Source organism: Actinomadura sp. NPDC000600 (genome assembly GCF_040492135.1).
Classification (GTDB): domain Bacteria; phylum Actinomycetota; class Actinomycetes; order Streptosporangiales; family Streptosporangiaceae; genus Spirillospora.
On record NZ_JBEUPD010000028.1, the window covers coordinates 36,002 to 48,468 of the forward strand.

The 12,467-nt window shown below is 74.9% G+C and carries 10 protein-coding genes; 5 read left to right on the top strand and 5 right to left on the bottom strand.

Annotation, left to right across the window (positions count from 1 at the left end; all coding sequences use genetic code 11):
• Nucleotides 1-76: 76 nt before the first annotated feature.
• The 3 genes from ABWI07_RS31750 to ABWI07_RS31760 are packed head-to-tail and all read right to left on the bottom strand — an operon-like array spanning nt 77 to nt 5,376.
• On the bottom strand, nt 77-2,719 hold the full coding sequence (locus ABWI07_RS31750) for a DUF6493 family protein (RefSeq protein WP_353820818.1): 2,643 nt from the start codon (nt 2,717-2,719) through the stop codon (nt 77-79).
• A complete protein-coding gene (locus tag ABWI07_RS31755; protein WP_353820819.1) occupies nt 2,716-4,089 on the bottom strand; it encodes an SWIM zinc finger family protein in 1,374 nt (457 codons plus the stop codon). Before ABWI07_RS31755 ends, ABWI07_RS31750 begins: the two co-directional genes overlap by 4 nt.
• 48 nt (nt 4,090-4,137) lie before the next feature.
• Nucleotides 4,138-5,376 (bottom strand): LeuA family protein, encoded by a 1,239-nt coding sequence (locus tag ABWI07_RS31760; RefSeq protein ID WP_149265029.1) that lies wholly within the window; start codon nt 5,374-5,376, stop codon nt 4,138-4,140.
• A gap of 66 nt (nt 5,377-5,442) precedes the next feature.
• Between ABWI07_RS31760 and ABWI07_RS31765 the strand changes: the two genes are divergently transcribed.
• From ABWI07_RS31765 to ABWI07_RS31780, 4 genes are all read left to right on the top strand, one after another.
• Nucleotides 5,443-6,660, top strand: coding sequence for a citrate/2-methylcitrate synthase (locus tag ABWI07_RS31765; protein ID WP_353820820.1), 1,218 nt, complete (start codon nt 5,443-5,445; stop codon nt 6,658-6,660).
• Between the two features lie 63 nt (nt 6,661-6,723).
• The gene (locus ABWI07_RS31770; RefSeq protein WP_149265031.1) at nt 6,724-7,080 is read left to right on the top strand and encodes a hypothetical protein; all 357 of its coding nucleotides are present in this window, start codon (nt 6,724-6,726) and stop codon (nt 7,078-7,080) included.
• Between the two features lie 55 nt (nt 7,081-7,135).
• Entirely contained in the window at nt 7,136-7,459 is a 324-nt protein-coding gene (locus tag ABWI07_RS31775; RefSeq protein WP_149265032.1) for a DUF3817 domain-containing protein, read from the top strand.
• 74 nt (nt 7,460-7,533) lie between these two features.
• Entirely contained in the window at nt 7,534-8,457 is a 924-nt protein-coding gene (locus ABWI07_RS31780; protein ID WP_149265033.1) for a bifunctional helix-turn-helix transcriptional regulator/GNAT family N-acetyltransferase, read from the top strand.
• 641 nt (nt 8,458-9,098) lie between these two features.
• On the opposite strand, the gene ABWI07_RS31785 is transcribed toward ABWI07_RS31780, so the two are convergent.
• Together ABWI07_RS31785 and ABWI07_RS31790 are read right to left on the bottom strand one after the other, a co-directional pair.
• Nucleotides 9,099-10,340, bottom strand: coding sequence for an MFS transporter (locus tag ABWI07_RS31785; RefSeq protein WP_353820821.1), 1,242 nt, complete (start codon nt 10,338-10,340; stop codon nt 9,099-9,101).
• A 287-nt stretch (nt 10,341-10,627) separates the two neighbouring features.
• Nucleotides 10,628-11,638 (bottom strand): phosphodiester glycosidase family protein, encoded by a 1,011-nt coding sequence (locus tag ABWI07_RS31790; protein ID WP_353820822.1) that lies wholly within the window; start codon nt 11,636-11,638, stop codon nt 10,628-10,630.
• 96 nt (nt 11,639-11,734) lie between these two features.
• Here ABWI07_RS31790 and ABWI07_RS31795 point away from each other — a divergent pair, with 96 nt between their 5' ends.
• Nucleotides 11,735-12,265 carry a hypothetical protein gene (locus ABWI07_RS31795; protein WP_353820823.1) on the top strand — a complete coding sequence of 177 codons (531 nt, stop codon included), beginning with the start codon at nt 11,735-11,737 and terminating at the stop codon, nt 12,263-12,265.
• Nucleotides 12,266-12,467: the final 202 nt, after the last annotated feature.

Here is a 12,467-nt window from a genome sequence, read left to right on the forward strand (position 1 = left end):
ATATCGGACCGGCGCTTCCGTCAACACCGTGTACTCGGGTCAACACCGGTACTCGGGTCAACACCGCCGCGGGCCCTCACGTTGCGAGCGTGCGGTGCAGGCGGGCGGACTCCTTCACCAGGCGGCTGGAGCCGCCGCGCGCCGCGACGTCCTGGACGGCCGGGATCGCGCCCCTGGCGCCGGTCGCCTCCGCCAGGCGGGTCGCCAGGGCGAGGAGGTCGGGCATGCCGGTCGCGGCGCGCTCGCCGGGGGCCGGCAGCGCGTGCGGGAGCGCCGCGGCGAGGATCGTCCACACGCCGGAGTGCCCGCCGCCGTCGGCGGCGGCCGTGAGGGCCTTGACGGCGCGGGGGAGGACGAGGCGCTTCAGCGCGGCGAGGCGTCCGAGGGCCGTTCCCGTCTCGGCGGCGGGCAGGGCGCCCCGGGCGCTGAGGACGAGGAGCGCCTCGACCGCGTCGGCGCGCTCGTTCTGGCTCTGGTGGGCGAGCACGTGGGCGAGCAGCGTCCCGGTGGCGGAACCGGTGGGCCCGTCGGCCTCCGCCAGGTCGAGCATGATGGCGCCCTGGTCCAGGTCGATCTCGTCCGCTCCCGCCAGGTGGGGGACGAGATGCGCGGCGGCCACCTCGCGGTGGGACGGCAGGACCGACGGCCAGAACCCCTGGGCCGAACTGATCCCCGCCGTCCCGAAGTCCGTCCAGCCGTCTTCGGGGAAGGCGCACAGGTGGGCGATGTCGGAGCCACCGGGGACGTCCACTGTGGACAGGACCCGGCTCGGCAGCCGGACCGTCCGGCCGCGGACGGCCGCCAGGGGCTTGTCGAGGATCGCGCACTCGACGGCGGGGTCGGCTAGGCCGCCGTCCGCCAGCCACGCCGCGAGGGTCTGGCCGGCCTTGGACTCCAGCTGTCCCGCGCACGCCGCGGCGGCCGGGTCGATCTCGCGGGGCACGCGCAGCATCGCCTGCATGAGGTCGGCGCGCCCCGGCTCGGCGCCCGCCGCCTCGATCCTCTCGAGCCGCGCGACCAGGACGCCGGGGTCGACGTGGCCGCTGCCCTCGGTCGGGGTCGCGAGGAGGACGGGCACCCTCCCCACCGCGGACGCGATCTCGTGCCTGCGCAGGGTGAGGAAGCGCTCCAGCTGCGGGTCGAACACCGTCCCGGACTTGCGGGACCGCCCCTTCAGCAGGGAGGTGAGCGCCTCGACAAGGCCGTGCGACCTCGGCGGGCGCAGGAGGCTCTGCACCGGGAACGCGATCCAGCTCGCCCGGACAAAGTTGCGCCAGTACGCGTGGTCGTCGCCGTCCAGGATCCAGCGCGCGCGGTCGGCGGCGGGTTTCCGGAGCGCCGCGCGCGTCCCCTCCGGGTCGCGGTAGGCGAACTCGACGAGCGCGGCCAGGAAGCGTTCGGACGTGCGCCACTCCTCGTCGGCCCGCAGCAGGACCGCGAACTCCTCGGCCAGTTCGGCGAGGGAGCCGATCGGGACGGGCGCCTCGCGCGGGGTGAAGGGCGGCGGGCCGGGGGACGGCTCGGGAGCGGCCGCCGCCTCGACCTCGCCGAACGCCCCCGCGATCGGCTCGCGCAGGACGGCCGGCAGGTCGCCCGCGGCGGCGCGGATCTCCTGGTGGACGGCCTTGCTCGCGTGGCCCGCGTGCTTGACCGCGAGCGCGACGGCGCGTTCGCGCAGGTCGAGGGCGTCCGAGGTGAACACGGCCGTGACGGCGCGCAGGGTGGCGTCGACCCGGTCGCGCTTGCGGGCCGTGCGGTCGAGCCAGGTCAGCGCGGCCTGGACGAGCTTCTTCTCGGGGCGGAACAGCAGCGCGCCCGCGGCCTCGTCGAACAACCCGGCGTCGAGCCGTCCCAGGTCGTCGACCCGGCGGACCTGGCGCAGGGCGAGGCCGGCGACGGTGGAGGGCGCGGCCGGGAGCAGGCGGACGTAGTCGCGGGCGCGGGCGGCCGTCTCGTCGTCGGTCGGCTCCAGCGCGTCGTGCAGCGCGATGAACCAGCGCAGGTCGCGGGCGGTGCCGCCGCGAAGGAAGCGGCTGACGCAGCCGTCCAGCAGGAGGGTGCGGTCGAGCCGCCCGGCTTCGGCCATGGCGGCCAGGGTGCCGGCCCAGGTGCCCTTGCGCGCCCTGTCCCACCGGAGTCTCGCCTCGTCCTCGGCGAGGGCGCCGCCAACGGCCTCGACCTCGAACAGCCTCGGGACGAGCACGTCGAGGAACGGGTCGTCGGCCCGGGGAAGGGCGCGCTCGGTCACCCAGCTGACGACGAAACCGTCAGATTCTGGGACGATCCCGGCCGATTTGGCCAGGGTCGCCGCGATGTGCCACTGAGCCCGCTCGCCGCCGGACAGGCGGATGCGGGCGGCGACGCGGTGCGCGACGTCGGCGCGCCATTCGTCCGGGCGCGCGGCGGTGACCTCGCACAGGGCCGCGCGGAAGTCGGCGAAGTCGTCCCGGGTCCACCACAGCCGCAGCTCCCGGCGGCACAGCCACGCGGCCGCGGCCGCGGCACCGCCGAACGTGCCCGCCCCGAGGACCAGAAGCGGCCCGAACGCCTCGCGGTCCAGCCAGCCGTACTCCGTCGCGGCGCGCATCGCCTTCAGCCGGTCGGGCAGGTCCTTCGCGATGGCGCGGCGGCCGGCCTCGTCGAGCTCGCCGGCCAGGCGCACCGTCTGCGCCAGGTCGCCGGCGTCGATCGCCTTCTGGAACTCGTCCGGGGCCCTCATCGGACGGCCTCCACAGCGGTCTCGCGGCGGACGATCCGCGCGGCGAGGACGTGCTTGCACGGGCCGCGCTCGCCCCGATGGTCGTACCACCATGGACAGGTGCAGGTGGCCCGGTCGCCGTCGAAGCGGACCCGGCGCTCACCGCCGTTGCTGAGGACGACCGCCGCGTCCTCGGCGGTGAACCGCACCGCGCCCTCCGCGACCAGCGCGCGCGCCGAACGCAGCCGCGGGTTGAGGTCGGCCACCCGCGCCGGGTCGTAGGGCAGTTCGCGATGGAAGAACGCGGCCTCGGCGGCGTCGAAGCCGACGCGGCCGGACGTCCCGAGCTGGACCAGCGCCGCCCTCGTCCGCGCGGGGGTGAGCCCCGACCGCTCGGCCAGCAGGCCCGGCTCCACCCGCGGCTCGAAGGACAGCAGCGCGCCGAGCAGGTCGGCGTCCGCCGCCGCCTCGTCGGTCGAGACGGCGTCCAGCACGGCGCCCTCCCCGGAGAAGCCGCGCGAGTGCTGCGGCGACAGCGTCAGGACGTACCGCATGCCGGGCAGCTCCAGCTCCCAGACGCTCGCCACCGGCCCGCTCCCGGCGGCGACGGGCGGCCCGTAGACGCGCAGCGCCTTCGCGAAGCGCAGCAGCGGCTGCATCGTCCGGAGCCGGTCGGGTCCGGCCAGGCAGACCGCGCCGGGGGACGGGCGCGCCGCGACCCGCAGCGTCCGGCCCGCCGGGACCGCCCACAGCGGCTCGCGCCCCCCGCGCGGCAGCGACCGCAGGAACCGCACCGCGTCGGCCGCGCTCAGCTCCCCGCGCGGGTCGAACCCGGCCGTGATGACCTGGACTTCGGCGAAGCCCCGGAGCCAGCGGTCGGGCAGCGGGACCTTCTTCTCCACCACGGCCCCGTCCAGCGTGGTGACGGCCATCTCCCCGGCGCCGACCGCCAGGTGCAGCGGATCGGACCCCCCCACCCGGGCGAGCGCCTCGCGCAGGGGCCCGTTCACGTCCACGTTCGTCGTGCCGCGCTCGTGGACGTCGCCGTCCAGCGCCGGTTCGAGGACGTCCAGCCGCGCGTACACGCCGCCGCAGGCGGAGAAGGACTCCATCCGGATCCGGTCGCCGCTGCACGTGACGACCGGATCCCGGAACGCGGTGGGACGCGGCTGGTGGTACCTGGTCTGGGCGACGTCGGCCAGCGCGAGCAGGCCGGCCGCCGCGGGCGCCGCCTGCGTCAGCACGCCGCTGAAGAAGTGCGGGTTCGCTTGCGGCCCGCTGCTCGTCGTCCCGCCGGACGTGGAGAGCCCCAGGAGCCCCTCGTCCAGGCCGGACGGCTTCGTGTACCGGTACGACTGCGCGGCCCCTGCCGCCACCGTGCTGCTCGCCATGCCGGGAAACGTAGGGCTCGGTACCGACAAATCAGAGCGGATCCGCGATCACGGGAGCTGGCCGGGGAAGAGCAGCGCCAGTTCCCGCGGATAGGTGGCGATGAGGCGGAGCTCGTCGTCGGTCAGGGGACGGCCCGTCTGGGCGTTGCAGAGCTGGACGAGCTGGAAGGCGAGGTCCTCGTCGGCGGGCTCGACGCCGAGGCCGTCCATCACGTGCCGGAAGCCCGCCTTGCCGCCGTACTCGCCGGTCAGCACGACGCGTCCGGGACGGGCGTGCCAGTCCGCCGGGAAGGGGCCGAGGGTCGCCTCGTCGTACAGCTCGTAGTTGCCGTGGTCCTTCAACGCGCCGTCGGCGTGGATGCCGGACTCGTGAGCGAACGCGTTCCGCCCGACGCCGACCTGGTTGTAGGGGAGCGGCTGGCCGAACGCGTAGCTCGCCCACAGCGCGAACCGCCGCGCCCACGCGAGGTCGATCGGATCGCCGAACTCGGCGCGCCCCTCAAGGCCGAAGCCGTGCCGGAACGCGAGGATCGTCGACAGCAGGTCGGCGTTGCCCGAACGCTCGCCGATGCCGTTCACGCACGTGTTGATCCAGGCGTCCTGCCCGGCCTCCAGGTCGCCGAGCGCGCCGCTGACGGAGTTGGCGACGGCCATGCCGAGGTCGTTGTGGCAGTGGGTCTCGACCGGCATCGCCGTGGCGGAGGCGAGCTTGGCGAAGCGCTCCCGGATGCGCTCCGGCGTGTCGCCGCCGATCGTGTCGCAGTACCGGACGCGGTCGGCGCCGGCCTCCTTCGCGGCGAGCGCGAACTCGGTGAGGAACCCGTCGTCGGTGCGCGAGCCGTCCTCGGCGTTGACACCGACCGTCCGCGCGCCGCCCGCCTTGGCCGCGCGGACGGCCGCGACCATCTCCCGGATGATCGCGTCGCGGTCGAGCCGGCCCCGGAACTTGTTGGCGATCATGTAGTCGGACGTCGAGATCGACAGGTTGTAGTGCGCGAGCCCGGTCTCCCCGGCCCGCACCCGAACGGCCTTCTCGACGTCCGCGGCGACGCCCCGGCACCACCCCGACAGGCGCAGGCCCCCGAACGCGCCCGCCTCGGCCAGGGCGATCTGCGCCCGGACGTAGGGGACCTCGTGGAACAGGAACGGGAAGCCGATCTCCGACTGCGCCACGCCCAGCCGTCCCAGGTAGAAGTTGACCATCGTCTTGCCGAACTTGGACAGGCCCGTCCGGGCCGTCTGGACGCCGTCGCGGTTGGTGACGTCCAGGAAGTGAATCTGTGGCATGCCCTCAGATTGACACCGGCAACGATATGTATCAATATTGACGAAAATCAATATTCAGGGAGCGGGATGGCGGAGGAAGAGCAGCTCAGCGGGTGGATCGACGCCAAGGCGGCGGCGGAACGCCTCGGTGTGAAGCCCGCCACGCTGTACGCGTACGTGAGCCGGGGCGTCCTGCGGCGCAGGCACGCGCCGGACGGCCGCCGGAGCCTGTTCGACGCCGCCCAGGTGGAGGAGCTCGCCAGGCGCGGCAGGCCCCGCCGCCCGCCCGGCCCCGGCGAGCTGGCGATCGAGTCGGCGATCACCGCGCTCGGCGCGGACCGGCACTACTACCGGGGCCGCGACGCCCTGGAGATGGCCGGGAGCCGGGCGTTCGAGGACGTCGCGAGATGGCTGTGGCACGGCCGCGACGCGCGCGAGGAGCCCTGGCGGGCCAGGGCGGACGGCGTCGCCGCGGCCGTCGCGGCCCAGTCCGGGCTGCCGCCGGACCTCCTCCCGCTCGACCGGCTCCACCTGATCGTCGCCGCGCTCGCCGCGACCGACCCGCTGCGCCACCACCTCGACCCCGAGGGCGTCACCGCGACCGGCCGGGCGCTGATCGCCGGTCTCGTCGAGGCCCTGCCCGCCGCGAACCGGGCCCCCGGCGCCGAGCGCGTCGCCGAGCGGCTCTGGAACCGGCTGTGCCCGCGCCCGCCCGAGGACGCCGGGCTGCTGCGCGCCTTCGAGGCCGCCATGATCCTGCTGGCCGACCACGAACTGGCCGCGTCGACGGTCGCGGCGCGGGTCGCCGCGTCCGTGCGCGCCGACCCCTACGCGGTCGTCGCGTCCGGCCTCGGGGTCCTGAGCGGGCCGCTGCACGGCGGCGCCTCCTACGGTGCGGAACGCCTGCTCGCCGAGGTCTCCGACCCGGCGTCGGCGTCCCGCGTGATCGGGGAGCGGCTGCGCGGCGGCGAGCGCGTGCCCGGGTTCGGGCACGCCGTCTACAAGTCCGGCGACGGGCGCGCCGCGCTGCTGATGGACCTCGTCCGCGCCGCGGCGCCGGGCCACGACCGGCTCGCCGCCGCGGAGGCCGTCCTGGACGAGGCCGCCCGGCGCCGCCTCCCCGCGCCCAACGTCGACTTCTCCCTGGCGACGCTCGGCGCGGTCGCGGGGCTCGTCCCGGGGGCCGGCGAGGCCCTCTTCGCCGTCGCACGGACCGCCGGCTGGCTCGCCCACGCGCTGGAGGAGTACGGCCGGCGCGGCCCGCTGCGTCCCCGCGCGGTCTACACGGGACCGGAGCCGTCCTGATCGTCCGCGCGCCGGGGCGGGGCCGGGGCCGCGGTCCGCGCGGGCGGGGGTAGGCTCGTTGACGTGCGACGGTTCCTCACCCCAGGCTGGCTCGGGCTGCACGCGCTCGCGATCGTGCTGTGCGGCGCGTTCATCGGCTTCGGCTGGTGGCAGTTCGACCGCGCCCAGGGCGGCAACGACCGCAGCTGGGCCTACACGTTCGAGTGGCCGATCTTCGCGATCTTCGTGATCGTGATGTGGGTCAAGATGATCCGGGACGAGCGCGCCGGAGTGCGGCCCGCCCCGCGGAGCATCGAGGAGCCCGCGGAGGCCGAGGTCAAGCGGGAGATCATCCGGCAGCAGGAGGAAGAGGACCCCGCGCTCGCGGCCTACAACCGCTACCTCGCGCGGCTCAACTCCGAGAGCCGCGGGCGCGGCTGACCCGCGTCCCGCACACCCCGCCCCGAGGGGCCGCTGAACGAAAGGTGCGTTTGCTGTGGAAGGCGCGGTGACCAGGTACCGGATCCTGGCGCTGGTGGTCGGCACCCTGCTGGTGCTGCTGACGATCGGCATGATCCTCAAGTACGGGCCCACCGACATGCCGGCGCTCGCGGGCATCGTGGCGCCCGTCCACGGCTTCCTCTACATGGTCTACCTTGTGGCCGCCTTCGACCTGTGGCGGCGCACGGGCTGGCCGCTGAGCCGGATGGTCGTGATCGTGCTCGGCGGGGTGGTGCCGCTGATGACCTTCTTCGTCGAGCGCAGCGTGGTCCGCGACGCGCGGGCGCTGCGGCCCGCGGAGGCCGAGGCGAAGGTCTGACCGTCCCCGGGGACTGGTGCGCGGCCGCTCCGTCGCCTAATGTTTGACTCAGTCAAACGTTAGGAGGGGCGGGTATGAAGGCGACCCGGGAGGACGTCGGCACGGTCCGCGCGTTCAACCGCTTCTACACCGGCGTCATCGGGGTGCTCGGCGAGGGGCTCGTCCGCTCGCCGTACTCGCTCACCGAGGCGCGCGTGATCTTCGAGCTGGCGCAGCGGGAGGACAGCGAGGTGCTGGCCCTGCGCCGCGCCCTCGACCTCGACGCCGGCTACCTCAGCCGGATGCTGGCCCGGTTCGAGGCCGACGGGCTCGTCGCGCGCGAGCGCGCGCCCGGGGACGCCCGGCGCCAGATCGTCCGGCTCACCCCGCGCGGCCGCGAGGTGTTCGCCATGCTGGACGAGCGCTCCATCGCCGAGATCCGCGAGATGCTGGACGGGCTGGACCCGGCCGACCGCCGCCGCCTGCTCGCCGCGATGCGCACCGTCCAGGACGTCCTCGGGGAGCGTCCGCGCCGGGACGGCTTCGTCCTGCGGGCGCTGCGCCCCGGCGACCTCGGCTGGGTGGTGGAGCGCAACGGCGCCCTCTACGACGTCGAGTGCGGCTGGGACCGCACCTACGAGGCCCTCGTCGCCTCCGTCCTCGCCGACTACGTGCGCGGGCACGACCCGGAGAGGGAGAACGCCTGGATCGCCGAGTCGGGAGGGGAGCGGCTGGGCGCGGTGTTCTGCGTCCGCCGCGAGGACGACGTCGCGCAGCTCCGGCTGCTGCACGTCGAACCGGAGGCCCGAGGCACGGGCGTCGGGGCGGCGCTGGTCGCCGCGTGCGTGGACTTCGCCGCCGCTGCGGGCTACACCGAGATCATGCTGTGGACGACGGCGCTCCAGCGTCCCGCGCACCGCCTCTACGAGCGCGCCGGGTTCGTCCTGGAGGAGCAGGAGCCGCCGGTGGAGCGCTTCGGCGACGTCGTGCACGGCCAGGTCTGGCGCAAGAAGCTTTGAGCGGGGCCCGTGGAGTGTGTCGCTCCTCCACGGGCCCTGCTCCGCAGCGATCCCTTACTGCGTAGGGCGGCCGGGACGGGGGTCGGACGGAGTACCGGCCGCCTGGGTTCACCGGCGCAACGCCGGTTCGGATCCGCTCTGGTTCCCACCTCCTTTCCACGCCGCGCCGGACGCGGGCGCTCGCCCGGCGCTCGGGGGAGGGCGCCTGCGCGGCGCCCGGAAGCCTGCGGCCGGACCGGCGGCGCGGCCCACCGCCGCGGCGGGTCCGGCCGGTGGGGGCGCCGGTGCCGCGGGGGCGGGCGGCACCGGGCCCAGGGGAGGACGTCGGCGCGGAGCCGGTCCGGTACGGCCGAGGACCCGAGGTGTGTCGCCGCGCCCCGCCTCCGCGGCCGCCGCTGGGGGGCGGTGCCGGCCGCGGAGCGGTACGTCGCGAACGTTCTCGGCCGTACGGACCGGGCCGCGCGGGGAAGGGGACGCGGAGACGGCCCGGGTCGCGCGCTCGCTGCGTCGCATCCGCCGCCTCCCGCCTATCGACCTGGGGCTTTGCCGCCCCGATGACCTGTCGTTCACCCTGCGTCACGATCTCGTTGCGTTAGGTACCCCCGCGTCATGCGCGCGTAAACCGGCACCCGGGCAAAGAATCAGGATCGCGAAGGCGCCTTTGCCTCGGCGTTGCCCCGCAGGCCCGCGGGGGCCGGCCGGTGCGCCAGGTGCCGGGCGAGGGCAAGGCAGGCCAGGAGGGCGACGAGCGCGCACACGCCCGTCCAGCCGAACCGGGTGCAGGCCTGGGCGCCGAGCCACGACCCGGTGCTGCCGCCGAGGAAGGCGCAGGTCATGTACGCGGTGTTGATGCGGCTGCGGGCGTCCGGGCGCAACGCGAAGATCCGCGCCTGGTTCGCGATCATGCCGGACTGCATCGCGACGTCCAGCAGCAGCGTCCCGGCTCCGAGCGCCACGAGCCCCGGCGCGCCCCCGAGTCCGCCCAGCGCCAGGACGCCGGTGGACGCGATCGTCCCGAGGATCGCGACGAGGGTGACCGGTTCCGGGCCGCGCCGGTCGACCCGGCGTCCCGCGACGGGCGTCGCGGCCATGGTCGCCGCGCTGACCAGCGCCAGGAGGCCGACCGCCTGGACGCCGAGCCCGTACGCCGGGCCGGTCAGGTACAGCGCGACGCCCGTCCAGACGGCCTGGAAGCCGCCGAAGACCGTCGCCTGGTAGAAGCACGACCGCCGCAGCTCGGGCTCCTCGCGCAGCAGCCGCAGCGGCGCGGCCAGCAGCGCCGGATACGACTGCCGCGACGGCGGGACGGTCGCCGGCAGCGCGACGGCCAGCGCGGCCGCGATCGCCAGCGTGGCGGCCGCGGCGATCAGGTACGGGGCCCGCCAGCCGAGCCACTCGGCGGCGAACCCGCCGAACGTCCGGGCCAGCAGGATGCCGCCGATCGACCCGGCCAGCAGCGTCCCCATGACCGCGCCGCGCCGGTCCTCGGCCGCGAGCCCGGCCGCCATCGGCGCGATGACCTGGGCGACCACGGTCGCGACCCCGACCACGGCGCTCGCGCCGACCAGCACCGCGAGCCCGGGCGCGGCCGCCGCGCAGAGCAGCGCCGCGCCGGTGACGGCGAGCATCGCCACGATCAGCGGGCGGTGCGGGAACCGGTCCCCGAGCGGCACGAGCAGGAAGATCCCGGCCGCGTACCCGAACTGCGCCGCGGTCACCACCAGCGCGGCCGAGTCGGGCGGCACGCCCAGCCCGGCCGCCGCCAGCGGACTGACCGCCTGCGGGAAGTAGATGTTCCCCACGGCGACGCCGCAGGTCAGAGCCAGAAGGAAGATCATTCGGCGGCCGAGAGGGGCGTGCGCCGAGGGCAGGGAAGAAGACAAGGATGCTCCACGTCGAGTCGACGCCCGCGCGTGATCCGCGCAGGCGGGAACCGCGGGGCCGAACCCCCGCGCGGGAACCGTCCCGGCGTCGTGGAGCGGTGCCGGCCTCTAGGCCGCCGCGCCCTCCGCCGCCGGGACGCCGGTCGTGGCCTTGCCGTTGGCGGTGTACACGCGCGACCTCCCGAAGCGCACCCAAGATCTCCGCGCCGACCCTTGCACGCCCCCGCTCCTCCCGCAAGCGGTTTTCCGTCCGGAGGCCGTGGGGCTGGCGATCGGGCGGGAGCGGTTCAGCGGGGGACCGCGACGAGGGCTATCGGGAGGCCGTTGCGGCGGAAGTCGACCAGGGGCCGCAGCAACTGGAGGCGGCCGTCGTGCACGGCCGTCTCATAGCGCCCGCAGAAGTCGCGCCGGTAGCCGCCGGCCGACACCTTCTGGCAGGCGACCGGTCCGCCGTCCAGGTTCAGGGCGAGGCGCAGGCCGAGTCCCGAACGCGGGAGGAAGGCGGCGAGCGAAGGCAGGGAGAAGTAGGCGTCCCGGGTGGTGCCGACGATGATCCGCCCGGCGCCGTCCTGCCCGAGGAAGCTGCGGTTGGCCAGCCATCGCTCGTCCTGGCCGCCGGTCCGGCCGTGCCCGTCCGCTCCCAGCAGCATCGGGTAGGAGACCATGGCCTGGCTCGCGCCTTCGGTGACCGGCCGCCAGTCCGTGCCGGTGAGGTCCGCCAGGCGGGCGCCGCCCGGCCCGTCGACCAGGAACGCTCCGTGCCTCGCCTGGTAGGACGAGGGGCCGAGCCGGCGCCCGTCGCTGACGACGGGGGTGTCCGGGCTCCCGTCGCGGGCGTAGTAGCTGCCGTTGACGACCAGGGCCGCCCCGGTGGCCTCCATCCAGTCGCCGACCTCCCGGTCGCCGGCCGGGCGGCTCAGCACCCGGAACCGGTACCGGGCCGGGTCGATCCGGGTGAGCAGCAGGGCGTCCACGGGCCGCCCGCCCACCCGGACGGGCAGCTCGGCGACGTCCAGTCCCGCGGCGGCCTGGCGCCAGCGCACCGGTTCGGGCGCGTCGGGCGTGCGCCGCCCGGCCAGCGACAACCGGATGCCCGGGGAAAGCCGGGAATCGTCCGGAGCGACGTCGACCCAGATGCTGGCGCCCCGGCGCAGCATCACGTTGACGCCGTACCAGCCCCCGGCCTTCCCGTACGCCACAGCCACGGCCGCCGACGCCGCGAGGACGGGGGCCAGGGCCAACGAGACACCCCATCGCCACCCCCGCCCCCACCGCCGCGGCCGCAGGATCGTGGTCATGATCACGCCACTTTATGACGCTCGCCCTTTACGCCGGGTTCGCCGCCGTCCCGGCCACTTTCCCGCACCGGCAAGCTTTCCCGCTTGAATGCGCTCATGGAGAATCCGCTGTGGAACAGGCTGCCGGCAGAGGTGCGGGATCAGGTCGACGCGCTTGTCGCAGACGACCAGAGGCTCTCTGCGGTCAAGGCGGTCCTCGACGGCTCCGGGCAGCCGCGGGCGGGCCTGTATGAGTGTCATCGGCTGGTCGCCGAACGGTACGCGGCTCTGGGGCAAGGCTTCCATCGGTCACCGACCGCTCCTCTGGATCTTGAAGACCTCATCAGGAAGGTCCAGGAACTGCCGCGGCCTCCAGCTGCGGTGGAGGCCCTCTGGGATGGCGATACCGAGGGGTGGTTCGTGGTGGTGCTCGGTGTCACGCGCGACCCGAACACCGAGCACCACCTCGCGACCGTCCAGCACGGGAACGACATCCGCGCGTTCAACGGCGAGGTGCCCCCTTGGCCGGAGGCGGAAGAGGCGAGCAGGATCGGCGCGGCGCTGGCAGGACGATTGGGCGTGCCGTTCCATTTCGCAAGCCCCGACGAACCTGATGACTCGGCTCCACGCTGGTGGGACACCCTCTGACAGGGCGTCGCGGCCGTGCGCGGGCATTCTGCCGGGTCGTCGGCCGCGGGGACCCCGGTCTCGCCCACGTGTCGGCTTGGCCGCGCACTCGCCGGCCCTGTGGCGCGCACGCGGCGGGTGATCGCTGAGAGCGAACGTTGCTGCGGAAACAAATTGGTGCTCCGTTTTCTTGAGTGAGTATGACTCAACCCGTGGTTGGGTC

Bases quoted from the DNA above. Each gene is read 5' to 3' on its own strand.
- ABWI07_RS31750 (WP_353820818.1), bottom strand. From the start codon at position 2,719: ATGAGGGCCCCGGACGAGTTCCAGAAGGCGATCGACGCCGGCGACCTG.
- ABWI07_RS31755 (WP_353820819.1), bottom strand. From the start codon at position 4,089: ATGGCGAGCAGCACGGTGGCGGCAGGGGCCGCGCAGTCGTACCGGTAC.
- ABWI07_RS31760 (WP_149265029.1), bottom strand. From the start codon at position 5,376: ATGCCACAGATTCACTTCCTGGACGTCACCAACCGCGACGGCGTCCAG.
- ABWI07_RS31765 (WP_353820820.1), top strand. From the start codon at position 5,443: ATGGCGGAGGAAGAGCAGCTCAGCGGGTGGATCGACGCCAAGGCGGCG.
- ABWI07_RS31780 (WP_149265033.1), top strand. From the start codon at position 7,534: ATGAAGGCGACCCGGGAGGACGTCGGCACGGTCCGCGCGTTCAACCGC.
- ABWI07_RS31790 (WP_353820822.1), bottom strand. From the start codon at position 11,638: ATGACCACGATCCTGCGGCCGCGGCGGTGGGGGCGGGGGTGGCGATGG.
- ABWI07_RS31795 (WP_353820823.1), top strand. From the start codon at position 11,735: ATGGAGAATCCGCTGTGGAACAGGCTGCCGGCAGAGGTGCGGGATCAG.